The sequence below is a fragment of the Capnocytophaga sp. oral taxon 338 str. F0234 genome (genome assembly GCF_000192225.1).
Lineage (GTDB): Bacteria > Bacteroidota > Bacteroidia > Flavobacteriales > Flavobacteriaceae > Capnocytophaga.
The window spans coordinates 432,334-458,217 of sequence record NZ_GL872413.1 but is presented as its reverse complement, the minus strand read 5'-3'; the positions used below and the strand labels follow the sequence as shown (position 1 = coordinate 458,217).

Genomic DNA, 25,884 nt, shown 5'->3' with positions numbered 1-25,884 from the left:
AATTTTATGACAAGTATATCAGGCTGCAAGATAAAATGCTTTGTCATGATTGTCAAGAAGAATTGATAAGAATTAAGAAAAGATATTTATCAAATAAATTAATAAAAAAAATAGAGCCCTCGGAAGATCTAGATATGGATCTTATTGTAAATGCCCAAGATGTTTTCATAGAATGGTTGGACTCTATTAAGGTAAAGAAGATAAATTCAAAAAGATATAATGTGTATCTTTTTAACTTTTATGATAACAGATATGATAGCATACAATTAAAAGTAGCTAAAAAGAAAGACAGGTACATCATTGATGATATTATATTTTAAAATATTCAGATGGTAAAAATTTATTATTTTATTTCAGCGTGTTTATTGTTGTTTTCTTGTAACAATAACAACACCCAAGAAAACAACTATATTGAAAATGATATAGATACCATTGAGGAAGCAGATTATGTACAAGAAATAACCGATGAGAGGATTACAAGGGAAATAAAGGATAAGAATTATGTTATCTTTGTGGAACCAACCTTATTTTACCTTGATAGCCTAAAGAATGTGTCAAAAGATGATGATTTCTATACAACGGTAGACGATGCTACTTTTTATATGACAATGGCAAGCGATCTTGCATTAGAAAAAAGAATAGATACAATAAACATAAAAATAGGCGAAATCCTAAAAATAGGGGGAAAAATAATTCAGGTATCCAAAGACAATCCTTGGACATTGATTTTATACAAACAGGGCGGAAAGACAAAAGAATTATATCCTATAGAAATACAAATAGATGATAAAATTATTGACATTTTTTTCAATGAATAAGTCCGTATATCCTAACACAAATAAAACTTATAGTCAAGTCTCAAAGCCGCCTTTACGTATGAAAATAACAAATGATGGCGAAGGAATATTATATAAAAAACTGGTTGACAAAGAAATTGATAGTCCTAGATTCCCAGACAAAATGAGTGGATTAGGAATTATGCTAAATGATATTTGGGCGTATGAAATATGGATAAAAGAAATTAAAGAAGTGATTTATCCTTGGAGTCCAAACCATAAGTTCACTTATTTAACTTTAAATTTTATTTACTTTGATCATTTTGGCTTAGACTACCCTGATTTAGAGAAAAAAAGAGCTCCAAGTCCTTGGATTGCTTGGGACCACAATATTTTTTGGGAATGGTTTGTATTGCAACATTTTAGAGGTTATGTACCTTTTATTACTAAAGTTGAAAACTCTGAAAAAATATTGCTATGAATTATCTTGTATATTTTATTATTTCTTTTCTGTTTTTTTCTTGTAGTAAAAATATCAAAATATCCGAAATGGATAAATCTTACAATGCTAGAATTTTACAGATTATGAATGAAAACTCATCTTACAAGTTTAATTATTTCTACTATGAAATAAAAAACTATACCCATAAGGATTATAGCAAGGTAGCATATGAAATAGAAGATTTTGTTGATAATAGTTATATTTCATCTATTGCGAAAAATAAAAGAGCAGAGATATATTGCTTTTTTTATGAGAAAAGATGGTGGTATAGGAGAATTAACTTGAATGATACCGAAGAAATTAGCGATAATGGCTTAATTTACGATAGAGATTTAATCGCATTAGTTGAGTTCATATTAGATGAGAATAAAAATTATATTAAGAAAATTATTGTATATAATAAAGAAGAGATAATGTATGAAAGAAAAGAGATTTTGGATTAAGTATTAGTTATTTATACTGTAGTTTAGTTAAAATAGGTATTAGAAAATATCATATTGTATATTTTAAAGATAGAAATTTTGATATTAGTGAAGGTAGAAGCTCTATTCTTAAGTTTATGTCGTGTATTTAGGTATATTTTACCTCCTTTTTTCTTATCCTCACGTACAAATTGATAGATACTTTCGTGAGAAACCATCTCTACATCGGTTTTACCTTCTTCCTTTAGTTTTTTGTAATAACCTACAATTTGTTTGGGCGACCACTGCTCATTACAAATTTTATCTTTGACTATTTTCTCTATTTCAGAAGTAAATTTGCGCTTCTTAGAAAGTTGTTCTTTCTTCATATCAGCTATTTCTTAAGCTCTTAGAGGAGTGTATTTTTTACGTTCTCCACATCTTTTAGTCTCTCTGCTAATAGTTGATTCTGAGACTCCTAAACTTTCAGCTATAAATTTATTTGACTGATTTGTGTCAAGATGTGCTTTTATTATGTACCTTTGCTCCAAAGTTAAGTCTTTGTATCCTTTTGCCATTTTTATTTTATTTTTGAGGTGTCAAAATAATTTCATATATTTGCGCTCTGAAAATTAATGTATTATGGAATTATTTAAGGGACAAAGCCTCTTAGAGTTTACTGAACGCTTTAAAACAGACTTAGATTGCGAAGAATAGCTAGCTTCTTTAAAGTGGGAAGATGGATATTGCTGTCGCAAATGTGGTCATAAAAAATACCAAGTCAGAAAAGATTTTTCACGTACTTGTAATATCTGTGGAGATACGGAAAGTCCTACAGCTGGAACACTATTTCATAGACTAAAATTTGGGTTACGTAAAGCATTTTTTATATGTTTTGAAATGACAACTACAACTAAAGGGTTATCAGCCTCACAAGTTGCTTGTCGTTATGAAATTAGTCGTCAGACTGCACATTATTTTATGCAAAAAGTCCGTGAAGCTATGAAATCCAGTGAATCGCACAAAATGAATGATAGCGTTTAGGTTGATGAATTTACCATAGGAGGAAAAGAGGAAGGAAAACAAGGTTGAAGCTATGACACAAAGAAAAAGAAAGTTCTTTGTGCAATGGAACTTACTGACCCAAGGCAAAGTAAAGTGCTTTTACGCACTAAAAATACCTGATTTTTCCTCAAAATCATTACGAACAATATTTGACAAACATATTAGTAAAACAGCACAAGTTACTACTGACGAATGGAAAGGATATAAACCTATAAAAGACTTTAATATAACTCAAATTTCTAGTAATGATGGGAAGAATTTTCCTACATTACATAAGATAATACATCAAGTAAAGTCTTGGATACGAGGTATATATTCTTGGGTATCAGAATTTAACATAGACCGATATTTAGCGGAATACAGTTTTAGAATTAATCGCTCACAAAATAAAGATACTATCTTTAACAAATTAATGAAAAGAATTGTTGAGCGTTCTCCCGTTTCCCAAAGTCAATTAGTATGTAGCTAAATAGACACCTCAAACTATTAATTTCCAATCCATCATGAGTTTAAAAAGTTTCCTCGCCCGATTATGGGCTTATCGCATACGCAAAAACATAGATTTATGGGCGGGACAACCTATAACCACCCAAGAGAAAGTATTCCTTTCTCTTATCCGAAAAGCAAAAAATACCGCCTTTGGAAAGGATCATCATTTTGAGGAGATACATTCCTACAAGGATTTTGTAGTGCGAGTACCTATCCGTGACTATGAAGCTCTCACTCCTTATATAGAGCGAGTCAAAAATGGAGAATCCAATATCCTTTGGAAAGGGAAGCCCCTCTATTTTGCCAAGACCTCAGGTACTACCAGTGGGGCAAAATATATTCCTATAACGAGGGACTCTATGCCTTATCACATCCAAGCGGCTCGTGATGCTATTATGTGCTATATCGCACAGACAGGTAATGCAGAATTTGTAGATGGGAAAATGATTTTTCTACAAGGAAGTCCCCTCTTAGAAAAGAAAAATGGGATCCGACAGGGAAGGCTTTCTGGTATCTCTGCTCACTATGTACCTAAATACCTACAAACCAACCGTATGCCTTCATGGAAAACTAACTGTATAGAGGATTGGGAGACCAAGATAGACGCCATTGTTACCGAAACTATAAAGGAGGATATGACTGTTATCAGTGGCATTCCTCCTTGGGTACAAATGTATTTTGAGCGCTTGCAAGAGAAATCTCATAAAACAATTGGAGAACTCTTCCCTCACTTCCAATTATTTATCTATGGAGGGGTGAACTATGAGCCTTACCGACAAAAATTTGAGCATCTTATTGGACGTAAAGTAGATACAATAGAACTCTACCCTGCCAGTGAAGGCTTCTTTGCCTATGAGGATTCCCAAACAGAAAAAGGCATGCTTTTGCTCCTCAATTCAGGAATTTTCTATGAATTTATACAGGCAGACACTTTCTTTGCTGAAACCCCTAAGCGTATCCCCTTGAAAGATGTACAATTAGGAGTGAATTATGTGTTAATTGTATCCACCAATGCTGGACTTTGGGCTTATAATATGGGAGATACTGTGATGTTCACCTCTCTTACGCCTTATCGCATTGTAGTAACAGGACGTATCAAGCACTTTATTTCTGCCTTTGGCGAGCATGTTATCGGAAAGGAAGTGGAAGAGGCTCTTACCAAAACACTTACTACAGCAGGAGGTGAGGTCAGTGAATTTACCGTAGCTCCCCAGGTAAATCCACCAGCGGGGGAATTGCCTTACCATGAATGGTTTATTGAGTTTTCCGTTCTCCCTAAGGACATGGAAACCTTTGCTCATACCCTTGATACCGCCCTACAAGCACAGAATAGCTATTACAAAGACCTCATAGAAGGAAAAATCCTCCAACGACTCAAGATTACCTGTATCCCTAAGGGAAGCTTTTCAGAATATATGAAAGCACAAGGAAAATTAGGAGGACAAAACAAGGTGCAACACTTATCTAATGACCGACAAATAGCGGATAAATTAGTAAAAAATGAAAAGTATTTAGGAAATTCTTAAAGCAAACTATGCAAACCAATATCTCTATTACAGGAATGGGAAGCATTTCTCCATTAGGGGCTCAAAGAACTGCTATTTGGGAGAACTATCTCCGGGGCAAACCCCTATTAAGTGGTCAAATGGTGGGAAAAGAAGCTCTTCCTGTAGGAGCACTCAATAAGGAGAGTCGTAGCCATATCACCCAACTACAACAGGAGAATCCCAAATACAAAAACTTAGACCCTACCGTACTTTATGCCCTCTATGCTTCACGACAAGCCCTAAAGGAAGCAGGATGGAGCAAAGGAAAATCCTTCGGAGTGAACATAGGCTCCTCTCGGGGAGCTACAACCCTTTTTGAACAATACTACCGAGACTATTTGGAACAAGGTAAATGTGCTCCTTTAGCCTCCCCTACTACTTCTTTAGGCAATATTTCCTCTTGGGTAATGCAGGACGCTCAAGGACAGGGAGTGGCTCTCTCCCACTCTATCACCTGCTCTACCGCTCTACACGCTTTGCTCAATGCAGTAGCGTGGCTCCATGCCCAGATGGCAGAAGGGTTTCTTGTAGGAGGTAGTGAAGTTCCCCTAACTCCCTTTACCCTCTCCCAAATGAAGGCTCTTAAAATATATGGGAACCTCGGCGATACCTATCCGTCCCAGCCATTGCTTTTAGATAAACCAAAAAATACAATGGTGCTGGGAGAAGGAAGTGCTGTTTTTGCTGTGGAAAAAGGCTATAAACAAAATGCTTTAGCGATAATCAAAGGAATTGGTTATGCTACTGAAACCATTACCCATCCGGTAGCAATCTCTCCCGATGCACAAGCCTTGCAAAAGAGTATGAAACAAGCCTTACAGGGATTCTCCCCTTCTCAGGTGGACGTGGTCATCCCTCACTGTACAGGAACAATTAAAGGAGATCAAGCCGAGTATCATGCCCTAAAACAAGTATTCAGAGAACATCTCCCCTTACTCACCTCCAACAAATGGATGATAGGACATACCTTTGCCTCCAGCGGCGCTTTAGCCTTGGAAATGGCGATACTCATGCTCATTCATCAAACATTTTTAGAAATTCCTTATCTGCCTAAAACACCCACAAAACCTCTTCGTAATATATTGATCAATGCTACAGGTTTTGGTGGAAATGCCGTAAGTATCCTTGTTTGTCTTCCTTAGGAAAAGAATTTTACAGGAAAACAGCTAAAAAATTTTGTACAACCGATAATTTGTAGTACTTTTGCCAACTGAATTTTTCATAAATTAAAACCAACCCTAATGAATATTAGTAAAGAACAAATAGACGCTCTTAATGGCGTAATTACCTTAGTCATTGATAAGAATGATTATCAAAAAAATGTAGACGATGCCCTTAATAACTATCGTAAAAACGCTTCTGTACCAGGATTCCGTAAGGGACATCTCCCTATGGGAATAGTTAAAAAACAATACGGAAGAGCCATCCAAGTAGATGAAGTCAATAAGCTCATTAGTGATTCCCTTAACAAGTTTATCCAAGATGAAAAATTACAATTGTTAGGACAACCTATCCCTAAAGAGGATGCGCCACAGGTGGATTGGGATGGTGATTCACACACCTTTGTTTTTGAAATAGGCTTAGCTCCTGAGTTCTCTATTGACCTTTCTACTCCTATTAATTATTATGAAATAAAAGTAACTGATAAAGAAATAGAAACCCAAGTAGAACACCTTCGTACTCGCTTCGGAACACTTGTGCCTGCTGAAAAGGTAGCTAAAAACACTGAAATAAGTGGTACTTTCTTCAATGAGGCTGCAAATATAGATAAGGAATATACTTTCACTACTGAATCCCTCACAGATAAAGCATTTGAAAAATTGAAGGACAAAAAAGTAGGTGATCAGATTACGCTTTCCTCTAAGGAACTTTTCAAGGATACTCATGTACTCATGCAAGCCTTAGGGGTACCTCATGAAGTAGTACATACTCTGGATGTGGAACTTACCCTCACTATAGAAAATATTCAGGAAGTAGTATTAGCCACCTTAGATGAAGCTTTCTTTAATCAACTTTATCCCAATCAAAACATTACTACCGAAGAAGAGTTTCGTAAAAAAGTAGAAGAAGGTATTCGAGAAGAATTCACCACAAATGCAGATTCACGCCTATTAGATGATGCTACAGAGGTTCTTTTGGAGAAGACTTCCTTTGACCTACCTGCAGAATTCCTTAAAAAATGGATTCAAGTAACCAGTGAAAAGAAAATCACTGCTGAAGAAGTTGCTGAAGAATACAATCGCTCTGAAAGAGGATTACGCTACCAGCTTATTGAAGATAAAATACTTAAAGACAATCATTTGCAGGTTTCTTATCCAGAAATCCGTGCCTTTGCTGAGAGAGCTATTCGTGCTCAAATCGCTCGTTATGGACTCACTGATGTAGAGCAACCTCAGATAGATACCTTTGTAAATAATACCCTTAAGAATGAAGCAGAAGTGAATCGCATCCATAGGGAATTGGTGGGAGGTAAACTCATTCAGTTCTACAAAGAAAAAGCAAAACTTAATAAAATAGATATTGATGTGGATTCTTTCATAGAAAAATTCTATACCCATCAGCATCAACACTAATTAAAAAGAAATGAATTATTCAAAAGAATTTAAGAAATTTGCTATTGAGCATCAGGGGGTCAGTAGTACTTATTATGATGCCATTGTCAATAGCATGACCCCTTATATTATGGAAGAGAGACAATTGAATGTAACTCAAATGGATGTGTTCTCTCGCCTTATGATGGACAGGATTATTTTCTTAGGAACAGATGTTAACTCCCAAGTAGCCAATATCATACAAGCACAGCTCCTTTTCTTAGAGAGTCTTGATGCCCAGAAAGATATCCAAATATATATCAATTCTCCTGGAGGTGAAGTATATTCTGGGCTAGGTATTTATGATACTATGCAGTTCATTAAACCTCAGGTAGCAACCATTTGTACAGGATTGGCAGCTTCTATGGCAGCCGTGCTCCTCTGTGCTGGTGCTAAAGGCAAGCGTTCTGCTCTTCCTCACTCCCGTATCATGATTCACCAACCCTTAGGTGGCGCCCAAGGACAAGCCAGTGATATTGAAATTAATGCTCGTGAGATTCTCAAAATAAAGGAAGAACTCTCTCTTATTATCGCTAAACATTCAGGAAAGACTCTTCAGGAGGTTATTCATAGCTCCGATCGTGATTATTGGATGATTGCCAGCGAGGCTAAGGACTTCGGTATGATTGATGAAGTCCTCGAACGACAAAAATAACTTACTTTAATTCCCTTTTTAATAATATGAGTAAAACAGGTGAAAGTTGTTCCTTTTGTGGAAGGCATGCTAGTGCTGATATATTCCTTATCGCCAGTGGTGTGGAGCCCAATGTATTTATATGTAACTATTGTGTAGAACAGGCATATAACATTTGGATGTCCGAGCAGGAAAATAACAAACAAAGAACAACTACAGAACTCAGTCAAGACCTTCTTCTAAAGAAGCCTACCGAAATAAAGGCTTTCCTTGATCAATATGTTATCGGTCAAGAGGCGACCAAGAAAGTCCTCTCTGTTGCTGTATATAACCATTACAAGCGCTTGCTCCAGGAGAAAGACCAAGAAGAGGTAGAAATCCAGAAGAGTAACATTGTCATGGTCGGTCAAACTGGGACTGGGAAAACCCTTATGGCTCGTACCATAGCCCAAATGCTCAATGTCCCCTTAGCCATTGTAGATGCCACTGTATTCACTGAAGCAGGTTATGTAGGAGAAGATGTGGAAAGCATCCTCTCTCGCCTACTCCAAGCCGCTGATTATAATGTGGAGAAAGCCGAACGAGGAATTGTATTCATTGATGAAATAGATAAAATCTCCCGCAAAAGTGATAATCCTTCTATTACCCGTGATGTCTCAGGAGAAGGGGTACAGCATGCACTCCTTAAACTCTTAGAAGGTTCCATAGTGAATGTCCCTCCAAAAGGAGGACGTAAGCACCCTGACCAAAAGTATATTGAGGTCAATACCGAACATATCCTCTTTATAGCAGGAGGAGCCTTTGATGGAATAGAACGCATCATTGCCCGCCGTATGAACCGACAAGCAGTAGGCTATAACTCCTCCAAGGAAACAAAAGTAGATGATAAGAATCTCTTGCAGTATATTACCCATAAGGATTTAAAAGATTATGGGCTTATTCCTGAAATTATTGGACGCTTACCTGTACTTACTTATATGGATCCTTTGGATAAGGAGACCCTACGCATGATCCTCACTCAGCCTAAGAATGCCCTTGTAAAACAATATATAAAGCTTTTTGCCATGGATGGTATAACCCTTTCCTTTGAAGAAGATGCTCTGAATTTTATAGTGGAAAAAGCCTTAGAGTATAAGCTCGGTGCTCGTGGATTACGCTCCTTATGTGAGAGTATCCTTACAGATGCTATGTTCAATCTTCCTAGTACCAATGAGAAAACACTGGTAGTTACTCGCTCTTACGCTGAGGACAAGCTCAATAAGTCTGGCTTTACGGAACATCTGTTAAGTGCATAATCTTAAAAGTTTTCATAGTTTTCTAAAAGCTCTTCTCTTGGCTTTAAGGGGGAGCTTTTTTCAATAAATAAGATCAGAAACTAATTAAATAACTATTAAATGAAAAAAATTGCTTTGCTATTACTGCTGCTCCTTATAGGAGTAGTCTCTTGTAAAAATTCCTCTACTGGGAGGATCATCCCTCAAAAAGAAATCACCAATGAAATTTATTTTGCACAGAAGCCTATAGTCTCCGCTCATCGTGCAGGTAAAGGCATAGCAGGTTATCCTGAGAATTGCTTGCAAACTATTGAATATCTATCCAAAAAAGGCATTCATAGTTTTGAAATTGATATTTTTGAGAGCACAGATGGTGACTTATTCCTCATGCACGATGATAAACTTGGACGTACTGCCACAGGGGAAGGAATTGTCTCCCAACTTAGTACCCAGGAACTCCTCAAAGAAAGGCTCAAAGATGATTTTGGCAAAGTCACTTCTTACCAAATTCCCATGCTTAAGGAAGTACTCGCTTGGTGTAAGAAACATGGCGCTTACCTTATGTTGGACTTCAAAAAGGGGATCTCTTACCAGAAGGTAGCCAATCTTGTACGTGCTGAACAAATGCAAGGACAAGTAGTACTCATCAGCTATAATGTAGCTCAAGCAGAAGAACTTTATAAGGTAGCTCCTGAAATGCTCCTTTCTGTAACTGTACGTAATGATGATGAGCTCAATCGTATTCTTGCCACAGGGATTCCTAAGGAGAAGCTACTTGCTTTCACAGGGATACATCTGCCTGAGGATAGCCTTTATAAGCGCCTCAATGAGCTAAGAATACCTGCCATACTTGGTACATTAGGTAACTTAGATAAGCGTGCAGCTGCCAAAGGAGATCATCTGTATAATGAATGGGCTAAAAAAGGTATTCAAGTATTCTCCACTGACCGCCCTCTCGCACTCTCCTTCTAAAAAATTCTTTATCATATATAGAAAAATAGCTCTCCTTTTCTTTAAGAGAGCTATTTCCTTTTTATATATCTAAATCTATTGGTAAGTATAGAACCATATATTACTATCTTTCACACTTGTCCAGAGCACATATCCTGAACCATCATCATACATCGTATAAGGAGCATTCCTTGTAAAGGTATCTATCAATGAAGACAAATAGCTAAATGCCGTCCAATTGGTATTCTGAGGAAGCTTCCCCTTATCTATCATATTCATTTGTGCAATATTACAAGGGACAGGCAAGAAATCTATATTATATACCGAACTTACATTACTGCTACTTCCTCCTGAAGTTGGTGTTCGGGTAAAATAGAAATGAAAGCCTATGTTATTCCCATTCTTTCCAAAATAAATGGTATTTCCTAATATATCCTTTACTCTGGCACCATTTACTATTCGAGTACGACTTCTTACACTATTATAAACTGTCAGAACACTATTTGATACATATCCTGTAGCGAACTGTATCATAGTACGATTCCTTGTAAAGTCATAAGGAAGTATTGCGATGGCTGGGGTAGTTACGAAAGTGATCTGGGCATTCTTAGCACTTGTTAAGCGATACTGAGAACCATCACCTTTAATATCAGTCATTTCATAAGGAGCATTCTGTATAAGTGCTTCTACAATAGGATAGAGATTATTGAATACATTCCAGTTAAGGCTACGTATTCCCTCTACTATATTCACTTGGTTTTCTTTGCCTGCTACAGGAAGAAAATCCAAAGTATAACGGGTAGTTGCATCTTGATAAAAACGAAAGGTAATACCTGCCTCTCTTGCATCAGATCCCAAACGTATCTGAGGAGAAGTACTATAAGAGGCACTACTATAGGTAAAGTTCCTATACCGTTCATAGAGCTTACTGAAAACGGTATTACTACTGCATCCATCATCCACTAAACTAAGAATTAAGGACTTCGTTTGGAAATTGTATGGTAAAGTATATACTAAGGTTGTTTTTACACTTCCGTCAGAGGAAGAGAGTTCCTGATTATCATCGGAGATATAGAACTCTGTAAAGATTTTCCCTCCAATCTCAATAGGTTCATATAACTTTAATCCCTTATCGGTATATACAAATGCCTTCTGATAGATAGTAGTTCCCTCACTTATTACAAACTGATGATTAGTAGGGTGAAGGACAAGGTTCACTTGTTTTCCATTGAGGGTAATAGGAGCAATTCCCACTGTTTTCATTTGGGAGGCTCGAGAACGTATTTTATTCAGATAAGAGGATTTATCTCCCTGAAAGCGTACAAGTGTCATTAGGTTATTGGAGCGTTTTCCCTTAAGGGTAAATACCTCTTTTTCGTAAGACTGTATCTCATATTGATTATCCCCTACCTTCCCATGAGGATTCAAAAATGAAGGCTCTACAAAGTAGTGTAGCACTTCATTATAAGTATCAAAGGAAAGAATAGCCTTTTCATTAAAGCTCAATGAATAATCGGAAGTGGTTTCTGTTGTATTCACTTCAGAGGAAGCCTTTACTTTTCCTCCGGCAAAAGAGACAAGAAAATTATACCCTCCATATTGCTGATTATCACCAGCATATACTGTAAGCAACCATCCATTAGGAGCTTCTTCTAAAGCCTTTGTATATTTGGTAATAGTCTCTCCTGTTCGCTTCACATAACTATTCCCTTTGCCATATACGGCTTCTTCTTTTTGATCACAAGCAGCAAAAAAAGCACATGAGACCAATATATATACATATTTTTTCATAAATTACCATTCAAATTGAGTAAAATCTTTATTTTGCAAATTAGCATGTCGCCTATGGATTTCCTCTCGTAAGGCATCAATATCAATACTCCATTCTCCCTTGAGATAGCCTCTAACCATTCCTATCTTCTTCAGAAGTATTTCCTTTCCTGTATACTGAGCAGAAGTATTATTCTTCCCATCGGCTTTGTCAAGTTCTTCTTCCCAGATATATCCTTTGCGAAGTATTCCTGTCCTCCAAGTATTATAAGCAGTATCATCCAACCCATCTCCATCAGTATCCTTAGTAGTATCCGTGGTTTCACACCCACATTGATTTTTCTGATAGTAGATGATATAGCGAGCTATAGTCTCCACAAAATCCTCATGGATATTATCACTGGCATACGCACTGATAAATCCTGATTTAAGATAAGTATTTCCTGCCCAAGAGCGTTGCCAAGCGCCTCCTTTATAATCGGCAATGGATAACTTTTCAAATTCTTTAGGGACTATTTTAACCTGTTCCAATAAGTGAGAGGATTCATGATAGATAAGCCGTAGTACACGGTTATCAATATTCATAATTTCTGTAGGATCGGAGGTTGTAGGGTCAATATTATTAACACCCAGCATTTCTATTTTTACAGCATTGGTAGCCAGCCCATTATAAGCAGTACCTACGTCTGAGAAAGCACGAGAACCTATGAATACTAATTCCTTAGGAGAATAATTCTGTAAGAATCCCTTAGGAGTAAGCATGGTATAAGGCTCATAATACATGTATTTGAGGAAATTAGCCATTTCTAAGGCTTTCTGAGCAGAAGGAGGTGCCACATAACGGAACATATTTCGGCTGACATCATTCTCTGAAAATCGGTATACAATACGTACATTATAGGGTTGGGTAAATTTTTCAATGATATACCTATCCAATTCTGTACGGTTCTGTAGTTCTTCTTTAGTGGTAAGTTGTACCACACTCTCATCACTTTGAGGCTTGTCCTTACTACAAGCCAATGTGAAAAGGGCTATGATAAGAGGTATATATAATTTTTTCATTTTCTTATATTTTAATTTATCTTTCATTCTGTTGCATACCTGCAGCTACTACATCTACAGGTAGGGGGAGGGTACGCCTCTTATCATCTTTGGAAAGAATAGCCTTTACATAGGCAGTGCCTTCATTATCCAACTGATGACGGTATATCTCTATCCCATAACGGCGAATATCATACCATCGTAATCCCTCTCCAAGAGTTAATAATCTGCGACATTGTAGGAGGAAATGTAATAGGTTCTCCTGCTCACTATCAATTGAGAAAGCAGGATAGAGATGTTTCTTTTGAGTGGCATGGCTGAGCATGGTAGTGGTGTCATAGCTGGAATACTCTATATGTTGGTACCCTGTATTAATCTCATTCTGAGTAAACTGAGTACCTGCTGTAAGGTATCCTTTGGTAAAGAGATTAAGGTCACTTATAGCCCCCACATAATTTTTCTGTAATATACGAGCCTCTGCACGTACCAGAAGAGTTTCATCAGTGGAGAAGAGGACAATCTGAGAGCGATTATTCACATAAGTAGGATATTTTGTATAAGTATACTTACTTATCTCTGTGCGGTAGCGTTCAAAAGCTTTATCCTTGTAGTTATTCTGCCAAAGGTTATTTTCTGCACGGAATGTCTCACGTACAGAAATAGCAGCTCCATGAGTAAAGCGAGCAACGGCAGTCCCGTCTATATAGGAAGTAGCGTTGGTATGCACGGTTGCTAAGAAGATATTGGCATCAAGGTCATCTCGAGTATATTCTTTAGCATGAGGATCCTCACTGGATAGCGCCTGAAAAGTTCCCCAATTACGTAAGGTAGTGGGAGTCTCCACACCCCCTAAGGCTTGAGTAGCCATTGCCTCTGCTTGATCCCATTTTTCATAATAGAGATAGAAGCGTGCCGCAAAAGCTTGTGCTGCTCGCTTATTAAAATGTAGTTTAGGTACCTTATAATAACTATCATTGATAAGTTCAAGTCCCTGAATAAGGTCTCTCTCAATACGTTGGTATACATCAGCCACCGTATTACGGGAGCGTTCAGCCTTGAATTCATTGATACTTTCTTCCAAATAAGGAACTCCTAAGTCTGTATTACTAGTTTGTGTATTATAGTGCTTCCCAAAAAGATTCACCAGAATAAAATGAGCATACGCACGTATGACCAAAGCTTCGCCTTTAGAGGCTCTAAGTTCAGGAGTATTTTCTCCCAAGTTCTCAATAGCTTCCAGAGCCACATTGGCATGATAAATCATAGAATAGTTATCACTCCATATATTACGAAGCCCATCACGAGCTCCATATTCATGAAAATTCTTATCCCAGTACACCAGTTCACTAATGAAAGGTAGAGTGCGCCTATTACCCTCTCCTATATCATCAATGTTATCAGAGGAAAATTCAGTAACCAAAGCTGTAGTACGGTTAGGATAAGCACTTACTAAGAATTTTTGTATCTTATCAGCAGAATCAAGTTCCACTCGGTTATCAGGATTTTTATCTAAAAACTTATTACACCCCACCAAAGAAAAGAGGAGTAAAGTAATGAAGTATATTTTATTTTTTTTCATATCTGTCATTTTAAAATGATTATAAACCTACACGTAAGCTAAAGGTAATTTGTTTAGGATTCGGAATAAAAGTACTCCCCCCTGAGAATTCAGGATCAGCTCCATTGAGTTTTTTATCTGCATAAAGTAGAAAGAGGTTGGTCGCTTGTAATTTCATACCCAATCGTTTCACTTTCATTGCTTTAACAGTATCTCTATCAAAATCATACCCAACAGAAACTTCCTTCAGGCGAATAAAATCTCCTTTGGCGATGCGCACATCCGAGTAATTATAAGCAGTATAGGCATATTGTAGGTTAGGCATCATATCACGCTGATAGGAGGAAGCTATCACAGGCACATTGGTACGGTTTTCATCGCCAGGTTGCATCCAGCGATTGGTAAACTCCTTAGGCATCGCCAAAGCATCATTATCATAATTGGACTTGAAAGCAGTGGGCAAGCGCAATACATTTCCAAAGGAATAGGTAACTAATATATTAAGGGATAGTCCTTTGTACCTAAAGAGATTGCCGAAACTCCCTACATCGGTAGGCTTGGTAGTTCCTGAATATTGCAAAAAATCTAGATGATCTCGTTGGTCAAAACGAATACCATCAATGGTAGTATTCCCATTAGAATCAGAAAAAGTAGGTAAACCATCGCTATTAAGCCCCCTGAAGGGAATGGAGAAGATAGAACTCACAGGATACCCTTCTTTAGAGAAACCACTACCACGTACCATATCAGTAATAGAAGCATCTACATAAAGTTTGGTGATTTTATTCTCATTCTTTGCGTAAATAAAAGTGGTTGTCCAAGAGAAATCCTTAAGCTTAATATTCTGTGTCTCGAGACTGAGATCCACTCCGTAGGAATGCATCTGAGCTACATTCCCTACACGTACTACCGTTCCATTTAATCCCTGTGTAGGTACACGCCCAATAAGGTCATAGTTATTACGAGTATACCCGTCAAGAGCAAAATTAATGCGGTTCTTAAGGAATCCCATCTGTACTCCAAGATTAAGTTCCTGTTTTTTCTCATAAGTAAGGTCATGATTCGCAGGGTCACTCACTTTCAAGGCTGTTTCCCGAGTGCGATCATTACTACGCCAAGGAATATCTCCTATGATTTTCACTAAGGAAGTATTGGCAGAAGGGCTCTCAGGGGTTACCCCAAAAGAAACTTTGAAGGAGAGGTTAGAAAGTGGTTGGAGTTTATAGAAGAAATCCTCCCTTGTAACATTCCAAGTAAATGCTACGTTCCAAGTAGGCATCCAGCGGATATAGCGTGATTTGGCAAACTTGTTCGTACCATCATAACGTAGCGTTCCATTAAATATATACTTATCTTTATAGCCATATATAGCATTGGAGAAAAAAGCCACATTACGAGTAGTGGTACGTGTTACTGTATAATAATAAGGAGAACTACTCTCTTGAATTTGCTTGAATGCTTCATAAGAAAAATAAGAGATTTCTCCCATATCATACATCAAACCAAAGTTCTTCCCCCAGTCTTTACTGCGATAAGTATCATTGGTTTCCATTCCTCCAAAGAGTTGTATCTTATGGATTCCCCTTCCAAAAGCATCCTTATAGCTAAGGGTAGCTCGGAAATCCTTTCCATTGAGTAGGCTTTCACTTTTCTCACGAATACCTCCTTGAGGGAGCACGGTACGCTTTACGTCAAAATCATCATAAGGATCTTCATACAAGAACTCATTATTATTAATCATATTAAGATTATCCATTGCCCGATATGCCCTTGCTAAGTTGGAGTTTTCTGTTTGGTTAAGCTCTTGGGAGATACTTTGGTACTTAATAGCTCCAAGTGCTGTCGCCTCTATTTTAGGAGTAACCTGCCAGGAGAGGCGACCTTGTATTTTGATATCTCCAATATTGGTGTGGGTATAATTATTCTCAAGTTCCTCAAAAATATTCATCTGTGCATAACGATAGCGATAATACTGAGTAGGATCAAGTGTTCTAGATGCATTCAGAGCATAAGAATAAGGGTTGAGTCCAAACTCTGTGGAAACTTTTCCTGAAATAGGATCTACACTACCTGGCGTTTTCCCTTGCCGATATGCTCCATTAACAATTACATTGAAGGTTACTTTATTACTAATTTTGTAGTTAGCATTAAGGTTAGCTGTATAACGGTCACTATTGCTATACTTCATCCACCCCGGATCTGTAAGGACACTTACAGAGGCATAGTAAGAGGCTTTATCAGTACCTGTGGAGAGACTTACTGCATGATTTTGCATGACCCCTGTCTCAAAGAGCTTGGAGAACCAGTCCGTGTTACGCCTTTCAGCTGCTTGCAAATAGGCTGTTTTAGCTGCTTCCGTATTATCTAATCCGAAGTTCCCATCAGCGCCTGCCGTATTGAGTAGTTCGTACATACGGGCAATTTCTCCTTTATTCTTACGATTGGTAAGTGTTTCATAGGAAAAATTCCCTCTTCTGAGCATTTCCATGAAAAAATCCATCTGCTCCTGAGAATTCATGATGTTAAAATTACTATAGGAAGGAATCATACGGAAAGTGGACTCATTGGTATAAGTAATACTACTGGTGCCTTTTGATCCTTTGCGTGTAGTAATAACAATAACACCCGCCACCGCACGAGGACCATAGATAGAAGTTGCTGAAGCATCCTTAAGCACACGGAAGGAAGCGATATCATCCGAGGAGAGTCCTCCCAAAGCTGACGCTATAAGTGTTTTTGCATCAGAGGAAGAAAGAGCATCGGGGGAAAGTTCCACTCCATCATCAAGAATAACCCCATCCACTACCCATAGGGGTTTGCTTGTCCCATAAATGGAGGAGGGACCTCGCACATTGGTGCGCGCTACTCCTTCAGAAGTAGCAGGCTGAGCAGTAGTTGTTTGTTGCTCCATCACTACATCCAACGTGGAGGATTGTCTCACTGTACGTTCAAGAGTTCTCATCCCTAAAAAAGAAAAGACGAGAATATCTCCTTCCTTAACATTCATGGTATACCTACCATCTGTCCCTGTTAGAACATTAACAGCAGGATTCTCTTTCAGGGAAACACTCACCCCTACTAAAGGGACTCCTTGCTGATTGCTCACAAGACCGCTAATTTTCTTCTCTTGCGCAAAAGTATGAATCACTCCAAACAGGAAAAATAATAAGTAAATGCTTATTTTAATTCGCATAAAATTAGTTTTTTATTTTGCCCGCAAATATACAAAAATATGTCATACAAAAAATAAATTTTTCCATTATCATTAACAAGAACATTATTTTAAAACCATTCTAAATATACTAATATTATAAAATGATTTATAAATAAGATTTTTTATAAAAAATGTGTTTTTATTTGAGAATCATTCCATTTTTTACTTGAAATCCCAAATGCAAAATATTTTTCTTAAATCAAAAAGGCTATATCCTGATTATTTTGTATTTTTGTCTTCTCAAGTTTAAGAATTATGAATATTGTTTTACATCACTTGAAACCTTCTTACATGTCCACACAGGAGGTTACCCCTTCGGATATCTACTTACAAGAGAAAGTTACCTTCAATGAGGGCAAGCATTATCTTATCAGGGCACAATCGGGTCATGGGAAAACATCTCTATTGAATTTCTTATATGGAGAGAGTTATGCTTATAATGGAACCATTATTTATAATGGAGAAGAACACCCCAAGAACCTCTTCTCATACCGAAGAAATAAGCTCAGCTACCTGTTTCAAGATCTAAAACTTTTCCCTACACTTACTGCTATGGAGAATATACAACTAAAGAATAGGATCACCTCATACTTTTCCAAAGAACAAATAGATGATCTTTTTGAAGAAATAGGATTGGCTCATAAGCGAAAAGCACTCCTCTCTACCCTATCCTTAGGGCAACGCCAGCGCATAGCTTTCTTACGCACCTTAGCTCAACCCTTTGAAGTTCTCCTGTTAGATGAGCCTTTTAGCCATTTGGATAATGCCAATACCATGATCCTAAAGGAAATCCTTAAGAGGGAACTCTCCCAGAGGGGAGCTTCTCTATTACTTACCTCCCTTGAAGCCAACACTCTGCTAAATTATGATAAAGTATTAAACCTATAGAAAACTACCATGTTACGGAAACTCCAGCAAAAAACCCTTATAAAATCACAATTATTGGCTTATGCACTTGCTTTAATAGTAGGGACAACACTGTTAATGGTTATATTTCAGCTTTACAAGGATGTAAAGCCTATCCTAAAAGAACAAACAGATGTTTTCTCTAGCAAATATGCGGTAATAAGTAAGAATATTTCTGCTTTTAAGACTTTTAATAAAGAAAGCATTTACTTTACTCCTGCTCAGCAAGAGGCTTTACGTAGAGAATCCTTTGTCAAGAATGTAGTTCCTTTCACGGTAGCCACCTTTAAGATAGGTGCCTTTACCACTGAAGGAGAGGGTATCCCTCTATTCTATACAGACCTGTTCTTTGAGAGTATTCCTAATAAATATCTGGATATAAATCCTGAGAATTGGCTTTGGGATTCTACTCGTTCTTTTGTACCCATAATTATTCCTGAAAATTACCTCTCCTTATATAATTTTGGCTTTGCAGAAAGTCAAGGACTCCCTGTATTCTCTAAGGGAATGATCAGCCAAATTCCTTTCCAATTGCGACTCTCCGGTAATGGTAAAGAAAAGACTTTCTCCAGCCATATTGTGGGGTTCTCCAGCAAAATCAACTCTATCCTTGTCCCAGAGGATTTCCTTATGTGGGCTAACCAAACCTATGGTACACCTTCCAACCGGTGTTCTCGCCTCTTAATAGAGTTTCATGACCCTTCTGAGCAGCGTATCCTTGCTTATTTTAATGAACACAATTACACCATTAACAAAGATGAATTAGAACTGAGTAAAATGAGCTTTTTCTTTACATCCGCCCTATGGGGGATAGTAGGTATTGCTGTGCTTATTATCCTACTGGCTATAGGCATCATTCTCTTAAGTATTAACCTTATCATGCAACGCAACAAAGAACAAATTACCTCTCTCTTTATTATTGGCTATACTCCTACAGAGATCGCTCGCTATTATCAGTGGGTGATAACCTTAGTAACACTTATAGGTATAGGTCTTTCTTTCTCCCTAAGTTATTATCTTAGAATTTTATATATGAAAAGGTTTGAAAGTCTGTTCTCTATTACCTCTACAGAATCTCTACTTTCTATCATTGCTCTTACGCTGATGATCTTTTTTATTTTATTCTTTCATATAATGATTGTCAGGATGATAAAAAATATAGTTACTCCAAAAAAGCACCTATGACCCACCAAAACAAAGAGCAGAGATTACTAAGATAGATCTCTGCTCTTATTCTATATTATTCTGTGAATCAATGCTATATTTCTCCTTTTTCTACTGCTTCCTTAAGGGCATTCACCGTTATATCTAAGTCGGAATAGGAAAGGGCATCATTAAGAAAATAACTTTCATAACCACTAGGGGGTAAGTAGATCCCTCGAGAGAGCATCGCATGGAAGTATCTCTTAAAGCGATTATGATCTGCCTTCTGTGCTGAGGAAAAATCGGTTACAGGCTCCTCAGAGAAGAACACAGAACACATTGATCCAAAGCGATTTACCTGACAAGGAATTCCTCCTTCAGTAAGCACTTTTCGGATACCCTCTTGCAAATAAGCGGTTTTTTTATCTAAACTTTCAAATACTTCAGGATGATTTTCTATCTCAGTGAGCATTGCCAGTCCTGCACTCATAGCAAGCGGGTTACCACTGAGCGTACCTGCCTGATATACGGCTCCTTGAGGAGCTAAGTGATCCATAATTTCTGTACGTGCAGCAAAGGCAGCTACAGGCAAGCCTCCTCCTATCACTTTTCCGAAAGTAACCATATCAGCTCGAATGCCTAAGACTTCTTGAGCTCCTCCTTTAGCCAAACGAAAACCTGTCATTACCTCATCTAAGATAAGGAGTGTTCCTTGTTCATCACATAAGGAACGAAGAGCTTCCAAGAATCCTTTCTGGGGCAATACACAGCCCATATTTCCTGCAATAGGTTCTACGATAATCGCCGCAATTTGCTTAGGATGTGCTACAAAGAGTTCCTTTACCGAATTAAGATTATTATACTGAGCAAGTAGGGTATCCTTAGCGGTACCTTGGGTTACCCCTGGACTATTAGGTACCCCGAAAGTAGTCGCTCCACTCCCTGCCGCTATCAGAAAAGAATCTGAATGTCCATGATAACAGCCCGCAAACTTAATAATTTTATCTCTTTTGGTATAGCCACGTGCTAAGCGGATCGCACTCATACATGCCTCTGTGCCACTATTAACAAAACGTATCTTATCCACATTAGGTACCATAGAAAGTGCTTTTTCGGCAATCTGAGTCTCTACCTCAGTAGGCATTCCAAAGGAGGTACCCTTTTTAGCGCGTTCAGTAACTGACTTAATCACAGGAGGGTAAGCATGTCCAAAAAGCAATGGTCCCCATGAGGCAATATAATCAATAAGTTTATTCCCATCGGCATCATATAGGTAAGCTCCCTCAGCGCGTTCTACAAAAACAGGGGTTCCTCCTACAGAGTTAAAAGCACGTACGGGGGAATTAACTCCTCCTGGTAACACCTGTTGGGCTGCTTGAAACAGCTCACTACTTCTTTTGTATATTAACATGTTTCTATCATCTTTATTTCTTGGTGCAAAATTACAAATTTAATTTTACTTTTTTTCACTACCTTTGCATTAAAAATTAACACTATAGTTTCCTCTATGATTCACACCTATATCACCCAGCTTGACATCCTTTATCACTCTGGCAAAGCCACTGAACACTCTTATCGCCCTGAACTCACCTCCCACTTCTACCGAGGAGAAGAACTCCTGCACTACGCCACCATAGGCAAATACCTGCGAGAGCTACACCTCTTAGAAAGTCCCCAGCTACAAACCCTCATCACCTCTTTCCCCATAGCAGGAGGAAACACCATTACCGAAATAAAATGGGTAGATACTAGGCAAAAAGACAAAGGCAACGTATATATCAACGATACCCAATACTTTCAAGACGTACCCCTCAAAGCATGGGAAGCCTACATCGGGGGCTACCAGCCCGCCAAAAAATGGCTCAAAGATCGCAAAGGTCATATCCTGAACTATGACGACATTATGCACTACCAGCAGATAATTGTTGCTCTAACTAAAATGCAAGAAGTCATGAAAAATTAACAATTAATCCTTTATCATTGGTAATAAAATTTGTATTTTTGCCCTTAAAATGACATCATGTATCCTACGGTTACTCTTTTAGAATACATCATTCAGCCATGTAAAAGTACTCTCCTTTCGGACTATCACAAGGAGCCTATCCCGCAAGCCTGCCTTTGCTCCTAAGTTCAAGGATTTCCTACCTCTTACAGAAAAACAAGAGTGCTGTGGAATATTTTTTATAGAAAACCTTTAATAATGATTAATGCCAACAGTAATTAATACTATCGTTATTCACCCATTAATCATTAAACATTAATCATTGAATTCGTGTTACAAACATTAGCTATTAAGAACTTTGCCCTTATTGAGGATATCAAAATGAATTTCTCCAAAGGTTTTACTATTATCACAGGGGAGACAGGCTCAGGGAAGTCTATCCTCTTGGATGCACTTGCTTTGGTTTTAGGAAAGCGAGCCGACCTCAGTGCCCTGAGAAATCCTGAAGAGAAATGCATCGTGGAAGCTGAATTTTCCATAGGAAACTATGCTTTAGCCGATTTTTTCAAAGAAGAAGAACTGGATTATGAACCACTAACTATCATTCGTAGGGAAATACTCCCTTCAGGAAAATCCCGTGCTTTTATTAATGACAGTCCTGTTACCTTGGATGTGCTCTCAACACTGGGAAAAGCACTCATTGACATCCATTCCCAACATGATACTCAACAGCTCAGCGAGGAGGATTTCCAGTTTTTCCTTATAGATTCCTTAGCTGAAGACACCTCTCTTTTGCAGGAATACCAAGCCGCTCTGAAAATCTATAAAAAAGAAGCCAAAAAGCTCCAAGAACTTTTAGATTTCCAGCAGAATACCCAAAAGGAACATGATTATAATACTTTTATATTAGAAGAGTTACAGGAAATAGACTTAGAAGAAGGCATGCAAGAGGAATTGGAAACTTTCTATAACCAAGCTTCCAATAGTGAATCCATTAGGGATCATCTTTCCGAAGCTGCCAATACCTTGGCAGAAGAAGAATATGGTATTATGACACAAATGCGAGAGCTTTCCTCCCTCTTCTCCACCCTTAGTAGCTATTCTCCTCAGTATAATGAACTCTATGAGCGTATAGATGCCGCATATATAGAGCTTGATGACCTCGCCCGTGAAGTATACGACTTAGCAGAAAACGTAGAGTTTGACCCCAAGCAGCTCGCTCGTGCACAGAAGAAACTCCAAAAACTCTATGACTTACAGAAGAAGCACAAGGCTAACACCGTAGAAGAACTTATTGCCATTAAGGAAACTTTACAGGCAAAGGTCTCCCAAATGGAGAATATAGAAGAGGATATTGCTCTTAAGCAAAAAGAAGTAGACAAAGCTTTTCAAGCCCTTAATACCATTGCTCAGAAACTCCATAAGGTACGGGAGAAAGTACTTCCAACCCTTATTAAGAGCCTACAGACAACCTTGAAGGATTTAGGAATACCTAATGCTCAATTCCAAATCAGCTTAACTCCCACAGAACATTATCTTACCAAAGGCAATGACACTCTTTCTTTCCTTTTTTCAGCCAATAAAGGGGGACACTTTGGGTTGCTTAAGAAAACTGCCTCTGGAGGAGAACTATCCCGCATCATGCTTGCTATCAAGCATCTCCTCGCCTCCAAGATAGCCCTACCAACAATTATTTTTGATGAGATAGACACGGGAGTTTCTGGAGAAATAGCTCACAAAATGGGAGAAATTATGAAGCAGATGAGTCAAAATAGACAGGTATTTGCTATCTCTCATCTACCACAAGTAGCCAGTAAGGGAGATGCTCACATTAAAATATACAAAACAGATATTGCTGGACGTACTACGACCTTGTTCAAAAACCTATCCCCTGAAGAGCGTGTGGAGGAAATCGCTCAAATGCTCGGTGGTAAGGACATCACTGACTCTGCCCGCACACATGCAAAAGAGTTGTTAGGAAGCAAAAAGTGAAAAATACCCTTATCATCAGGGAGCCTATAGTTCTCTACAAGGAACTACAAGCCCTCTTAATAGGCACAAGCTAAAGTTGCCGAATACTTGTAAGCGAATATATACCTCGCACTAGCGAATGAAATCTGTGGAACTGATGCAGAAGGAACAAATCACCTACTTATCTCAAACTCATATTAACTTTTCACTATTACTCTTTACCTTTTACTTAAATCAATGAATCTTTTATCTGTAGAAAACATATCTAAGGCATTTGGAGAACGTATTCTCTTCCAAAATGTGTCCTTTGGCATTAACAAAGACCAAAAAATAGCCCTTATTGCCAAAAATGGCGCTGGGAAGAGTTCTCTGTTACATATCCTTACTGGGCAAGATACGCCCGACACGGGACAGGTAATCACTCGTAATGGCTTACAAATAGGCTTTCTTTCACAAGAGCCTGAGTTACCCCAAGAACTTACTATTGAGGATTTTATCTTTAGGGGAGAGAATCCTATCTTAAAAGTTATTCAGCAATATGAGCATGCCTTAGAACATCCTGAGAACGAAACACAATATCAAAGAGCCTTTGAGGCAATGGAGCGCCATGAGGCTTGGGATTTCGAAACCCAATACAAGCAAATCCTTTTCCAGCTGAAACTCACTGACCTACACCTACCTATTAAGCATCTTTCAGGAGGACAACGTAAAAGGCTTGCTCTTGCCAATGTCCTGATCAGCAAGCCCGATCTTATCTTCTTAGATGAGCCTACCAATCATCTTGATCTTGAGATGATTGAGTGGTTGGAGAGCTTCTTTGCTAAGGAAAAGATGACTCTTTTTATGGTTACTCACGACCGCTATTTTCTGGAACGTGTATGCAATGAAATTCTAGAACTTGACGGAGGTACCCTCTACAGTTACAAGGGAAATTACAGCTATTTTCTAGAGAAAAAACAACAGCGCCTACAACAAGAGCAAGCCTCTCAGGAAAAGGCAAAGAACCTATATATCCGTGAATTGAACTGGATACGCCGACAACCCAAAGCGCGTACCACCAAGAGCAAATCCCGGATTGATGATTTTGCCCTCATTAAAGAACAAGCCCAAAAACGCCGGCGCGAACATGTAGTAGAGCTTGAGATAGCCATGCAACGCTTGGGTAGCAAGATTATTGAACTGCATAATGTTGTGAAGAAATTCCCAGAGAAAGCTATTTTGAACCGCTTCTCTTACGTCTTCAAGCGAGGAGAACGGGTAGGTATCATTGGAAAGAATGGCACAGGAAAAAGTACCTTCCTGAACCTCTTAACTGGAAGAACTAAGCCCGATGCTGGAAAAATTATAATTGGAGAAACTGTGCAATTTGGCTACTATACCCAACAAGGGATTGAGATAAATCCACAAGAGAAAGTCATAGATGTGATTAAGAAATATGGTGAATATATTCCTTTGCTCAAAGGACGTACACTTTCGGCAGCACAGCTCTTGGAACGATTTCTCTTTGATCGCAAGAAACAATATGACTACGTGGAAAAACTCAGTGGAGGAGAACGTAAGCGCCTATATCTCTGTACTGTACTGATTCAAAATCCTAATTTCCTGATTCTGGATGAGCCTACCAATGATCTGGATATTGTAACTTTGAATGTATTGGAGGAATTCCTGTTGGATTATGAAGGATGCCTTGTCATTGTTTCCCATGACCGCTACTTCATGGATAAGATTGTGGATCACCTCTTTGTTTTCAAAGGAGAGGGTGAGGTACAGGACTTCCCTGGCAATTACTCCGATTATTTTGTCTATGAGCAATCCTCTCCTAAGGAAAGTAATAAAACTGAGGAAAAGGAACTTACAAAGAACTCATGGAGAGGAGCTAATAACCCTCTTTCACAGAGTGAACAACGAGAATTCTCTCGCTTGGAAAAAGAAATTTCTCAACTTGAAGCTCAGAAGAAAGCACTGGAGAATATTTTTGCTCAGGAAGAACTTACTCAGGAAGAACTTCAAGAGAAATCTCAAGCTTTAAGTAAGGTGCTGAAACTCATAGAAGAGAAGACAGATCGTTGGTTAGAACTTTCTATAAAAAGTGAAGAATAAAAAATAGTG

General features: G+C 38.1%; 21 protein-coding genes and 2 pseudogenes. 16 read left to right on the top strand and 7 right to left on the bottom strand.

The annotated features are described in order from the left end of the window. From HMPREF9071_RS02160 to HMPREF9071_RS02145, 4 genes and pseudogenes are all read left to right on the top strand, one after another. Positions 1–320 (top strand): annotated as a pseudogene (locus HMPREF9071_RS02160) (DUF3828 domain-containing protein); the annotation flags it as partial. A 9-nt stretch (positions 321–329) separates the two neighbouring features. Then, on the top strand, positions 330–818 hold the full coding sequence (locus HMPREF9071_RS02155) for a hypothetical protein (protein ID WP_009744903.1): 489 nt from the start codon (positions 330–332) through the stop codon (positions 816–818). Continuing rightward, complete coding sequence (locus tag HMPREF9071_RS02150) at positions 811–1,257, top strand: DUF3289 family protein (RefSeq protein WP_040357906.1); 447 nt, start codon at positions 811–813, stop codon at positions 1,255–1,257. Before HMPREF9071_RS02155 ends, HMPREF9071_RS02150 begins: the two co-directional genes overlap by 8 nt. Next, entirely contained in the window at positions 1,254–1,721 is a 468-nt protein-coding gene (locus HMPREF9071_RS02145) for a hypothetical protein (RefSeq protein WP_009744901.1), read from the top strand. Before HMPREF9071_RS02150 ends, HMPREF9071_RS02145 begins: the two co-directional genes overlap by 4 nt. A 23-nt stretch (positions 1,722–1,744) precedes the next feature. Here HMPREF9071_RS02145 and HMPREF9071_RS11775 read toward each other — a convergent pair whose 3' ends face one another. Continuing rightward, complete coding sequence (locus tag HMPREF9071_RS11775; protein WP_009744900.1) at positions 1,745–2,068, bottom strand: helix-turn-helix domain-containing protein; 324 nt, start codon at positions 2,066–2,068, stop codon at positions 1,745–1,747. Between the two features lie 12 nt (positions 2,069–2,080). Next, complete coding sequence (locus HMPREF9071_RS11885; protein WP_009744899.1) at positions 2,081–2,257, bottom strand: helix-turn-helix domain-containing protein; 177 nt, start codon at positions 2,255–2,257, stop codon at positions 2,081–2,083. Between the two features lie 64 nt (positions 2,258–2,321). Here HMPREF9071_RS11885 and HMPREF9071_RS02135 point away from each other — a divergent pair. From HMPREF9071_RS02135 to HMPREF9071_RS02105, 7 genes and pseudogenes are all read left to right on the top strand, one after another. Continuing rightward, positions 2,322–3,213: pseudogene (locus HMPREF9071_RS02135) on the top strand (IS1595 family transposase). Between the two features lie 34 nt (positions 3,214–3,247). Further along, entirely contained in the window at positions 3,248–4,759 is a 1,512-nt protein-coding gene (locus HMPREF9071_RS02130; RefSeq protein WP_009744897.1) for a GH3 auxin-responsive promoter family protein, read from the top strand. 8 nt (positions 4,760–4,767) lie between these two features. Beyond that, positions 4,768–5,922 (top strand): beta-ketoacyl synthase N-terminal-like domain-containing protein, encoded by a 1,155-nt coding sequence (locus tag HMPREF9071_RS02125; RefSeq protein WP_009744896.1) that lies wholly within the window; start codon positions 4,768–4,770, stop codon positions 5,920–5,922. A 99-nt stretch (positions 5,923–6,021) separates the two neighbouring features. Next, positions 6,022–7,353 (top strand): trigger factor, encoded by a 1,332-nt coding sequence (tig, locus tag HMPREF9071_RS02120; protein ID WP_009744895.1) that lies wholly within the window; start codon positions 6,022–6,024, stop codon positions 7,351–7,353. A gap of 10 nt (positions 7,354–7,363) precedes the next feature. Continuing rightward, positions 7,364–8,026: an ATP-dependent Clp protease proteolytic subunit gene (locus tag HMPREF9071_RS02115; RefSeq protein ID WP_009744894.1), complete on the top strand. Its 663-nt coding sequence runs from the start codon at positions 7,364–7,366 to the stop codon at positions 8,024–8,026. A 26-nt stretch (positions 8,027–8,052) separates the two neighbouring features. Further along, the gene (gene clpX, locus HMPREF9071_RS02110) at positions 8,053–9,300 is read left to right on the top strand and encodes an ATP-dependent Clp protease ATP-binding subunit ClpX (protein ID WP_009744893.1); all 1,248 of its coding nucleotides are present in this window, start codon (positions 8,053–8,055) and stop codon (positions 9,298–9,300) included. Between the two features lie 99 nt (positions 9,301–9,399). Then, the gene (locus HMPREF9071_RS02105) at positions 9,400–10,251 is read left to right on the top strand and encodes a glycerophosphodiester phosphodiesterase family protein (protein ID WP_009744892.1); all 852 of its coding nucleotides are present in this window, start codon (positions 9,400–9,402) and stop codon (positions 10,249–10,251) included. 75 nt (positions 10,252–10,326) lie between these two features. Here HMPREF9071_RS02105 and HMPREF9071_RS02100 read toward each other — a convergent pair whose 3' ends face one another. From HMPREF9071_RS02100 to HMPREF9071_RS02085, 4 genes are read right to left on the bottom strand one after another with little or no spacing between them, the layout of a single operon-like run. Then, entirely contained in the window at positions 10,327–12,021 is a 1,695-nt protein-coding gene (locus tag HMPREF9071_RS02100; RefSeq protein ID WP_009744891.1) for a DUF4302 domain-containing protein, read from the bottom strand. Positions 12,022–12,024: 3 nt separating this feature from the next. After that, entirely contained in the window at positions 12,025–13,062 is a 1,038-nt protein-coding gene (locus HMPREF9071_RS02095; protein ID WP_040358168.1) for a substrate import-associated zinc metallohydrolase lipoprotein, read from the bottom strand. A 16-nt stretch (positions 13,063–13,078) separates the two neighbouring features. Then, positions 13,079–14,620 carry a RagB/SusD family nutrient uptake outer membrane protein gene (locus tag HMPREF9071_RS02090; protein WP_040358165.1) on the bottom strand — a complete coding sequence of 514 codons (1,542 nt, stop codon included), beginning with the start codon at positions 14,618–14,620 and terminating at the stop codon, positions 13,079–13,081. A gap of 19 nt (positions 14,621–14,639) precedes the next feature. Further along, entirely contained in the window at positions 14,640–17,792 is a 3,153-nt protein-coding gene (locus HMPREF9071_RS02085) for a SusC/RagA family TonB-linked outer membrane protein (RefSeq protein ID WP_009744888.1), read from the bottom strand. A 276-nt stretch (positions 17,793–18,068) separates the two neighbouring features. On the opposite strand from HMPREF9071_RS02085, the gene HMPREF9071_RS02080 reads away from it, so the two are divergent. Beyond that, positions 18,069–18,701: an ATP-binding cassette domain-containing protein gene (locus HMPREF9071_RS02080; RefSeq protein WP_253908244.1), complete on the top strand. Its 633-nt coding sequence runs from the start codon at positions 18,069–18,071 to the stop codon at positions 18,699–18,701. 9 nt (positions 18,702–18,710) lie between these two features. Continuing rightward, positions 18,711–19,904, top strand: a complete 1,194-nt coding sequence (locus HMPREF9071_RS02075) for an FtsX-like permease family protein (protein WP_009744886.1) — start codon at positions 18,711–18,713, stop codon at positions 19,902–19,904. A 73-nt stretch (positions 19,905–19,977) separates the two neighbouring features. Here HMPREF9071_RS02075 and hemL read toward each other — a convergent pair whose 3' ends face one another. Beyond that, a complete protein-coding gene (gene hemL, locus HMPREF9071_RS02070) occupies positions 19,978–21,273 on the bottom strand; it encodes a glutamate-1-semialdehyde 2,1-aminomutase (protein WP_009744885.1) in 1,296 nt (431 codons plus the stop codon). Between the two features lie 96 nt (positions 21,274–21,369). Between hemL and HMPREF9071_RS02065 the strand changes: the two genes are divergently transcribed. The 3 genes from HMPREF9071_RS02065 to HMPREF9071_RS02055 all read left to right on the top strand — a co-directional run bounded on the left by HMPREF9071_RS02065 (position 21,370) and on the right by HMPREF9071_RS02055 (position 25,875). Continuing rightward, positions 21,370–21,825 carry a type ISP restriction/modification enzyme gene (locus tag HMPREF9071_RS02065; RefSeq protein WP_009744884.1) on the top strand — a complete coding sequence of 152 codons (456 nt, stop codon included), beginning with the start codon at positions 21,370–21,372 and terminating at the stop codon, positions 21,823–21,825. 309 nt (positions 21,826–22,134) lie between these two features. Further along, the gene (recN, locus tag HMPREF9071_RS02060; RefSeq protein ID WP_009744883.1) at positions 22,135–23,796 is read left to right on the top strand and encodes a DNA repair protein RecN; all 1,662 of its coding nucleotides are present in this window, start codon (positions 22,135–22,137) and stop codon (positions 23,794–23,796) included. Between the two features lie 216 nt (positions 23,797–24,012). Further along, the gene (locus HMPREF9071_RS02055) at positions 24,013–25,875 is read left to right on the top strand and encodes an ABC-F family ATP-binding cassette domain-containing protein (RefSeq protein ID WP_009744882.1); all 1,863 of its coding nucleotides are present in this window, start codon (positions 24,013–24,015) and stop codon (positions 25,873–25,875) included. Positions 25,876–25,884: the final 9 nt, after the last annotated feature.

What these genes read in the sequence shown, in the direction of transcription:
- HMPREF9071_RS11775 (WP_009744900.1), bottom strand. Translation starts at nt 2,068, where the DNA reads ATGAAGAAAGAACAACTTTCTAAGAAGCGCAAATTTACTTCTGAAATA.
- HMPREF9071_RS02155 (WP_009744903.1), top strand. Translation starts at nt 330, where the DNA reads ATGGTAAAAATTTATTATTTTATTTCAGCGTGTTTATTGTTGTTTTCT.
- hemL (WP_009744885.1), bottom strand. Translation starts at nt 21,273, where the DNA reads ATGTTAATATACAAAAGAAGTAGTGAGCTGTTTCAAGCAGCCCAACAG.
- HMPREF9071_RS02130 (WP_009744897.1), top strand. Translation starts at nt 3,248, where the DNA reads ATGAGTTTAAAAAGTTTCCTCGCCCGATTATGGGCTTATCGCATACGC.
- HMPREF9071_RS02055 (WP_009744882.1), top strand. Translation starts at nt 24,013, where the DNA reads ATGAATCTTTTATCTGTAGAAAACATATCTAAGGCATTTGGAGAACGT.
- HMPREF9071_RS02095 (WP_040358168.1), bottom strand. Translation starts at nt 13,062, where the DNA reads ATGAAAAAATTATATATACCTCTTATCATAGCCCTTTTCACATTGGCT.
- HMPREF9071_RS11885 (WP_009744899.1), bottom strand. Translation starts at nt 2,257, where the DNA reads ATGGCAAAAGGATACAAAGACTTAACTTTGGAGCAAAGGTACATAATA.
- HMPREF9071_RS02065 (WP_009744884.1), top strand. Translation starts at nt 21,370, where the DNA reads ATGATTCACACCTATATCACCCAGCTTGACATCCTTTATCACTCTGGC.
- HMPREF9071_RS02105 (WP_009744892.1), top strand. Translation starts at nt 9,400, where the DNA reads ATGAAAAAAATTGCTTTGCTATTACTGCTGCTCCTTATAGGAGTAGTC.
- HMPREF9071_RS02085 (WP_009744888.1), bottom strand. Translation starts at nt 17,792, where the DNA reads ATGCGAATTAAAATAAGCATTTACTTATTATTTTTCCTGTTTGGAGTG.
- HMPREF9071_RS02115 (WP_009744894.1), top strand. Translation starts at nt 7,364, where the DNA reads ATGAATTATTCAAAAGAATTTAAGAAATTTGCTATTGAGCATCAGGGG.
- HMPREF9071_RS02100 (WP_009744891.1), bottom strand. Translation starts at nt 12,021, where the DNA reads ATGAAAAAATATGTATATATATTGGTCTCATGTGCTTTTTTTGCTGCT.
- HMPREF9071_RS02150 (WP_040357906.1), top strand. Translation starts at nt 811, where the DNA reads ATGAATAAGTCCGTATATCCTAACACAAATAAAACTTATAGTCAAGTC.
- tig (WP_009744895.1), top strand. Translation starts at nt 6,022, where the DNA reads ATGAATATTAGTAAAGAACAAATAGACGCTCTTAATGGCGTAATTACC.
- HMPREF9071_RS02125 (WP_009744896.1), top strand. Translation starts at nt 4,768, where the DNA reads ATGCAAACCAATATCTCTATTACAGGAATGGGAAGCATTTCTCCATTA.
- HMPREF9071_RS02080 (WP_253908244.1), top strand. Translation starts at nt 18,069, where the DNA reads ATGAATATTGTTTTACATCACTTGAAACCTTCTTACATGTCCACACAG.
- clpX (WP_009744893.1), top strand. Translation starts at nt 8,053, where the DNA reads ATGAGTAAAACAGGTGAAAGTTGTTCCTTTTGTGGAAGGCATGCTAGT.
- HMPREF9071_RS02075 (WP_009744886.1), top strand. Translation starts at nt 18,711, where the DNA reads ATGTTACGGAAACTCCAGCAAAAAACCCTTATAAAATCACAATTATTG.
- HMPREF9071_RS02145 (WP_009744901.1), top strand. Translation starts at nt 1,254, where the DNA reads ATGAATTATCTTGTATATTTTATTATTTCTTTTCTGTTTTTTTCTTGT.
- HMPREF9071_RS02090 (WP_040358165.1), bottom strand. Translation starts at nt 14,620, where the DNA reads ATGAAAAAAAATAAAATATACTTCATTACTTTACTCCTCTTTTCTTTG.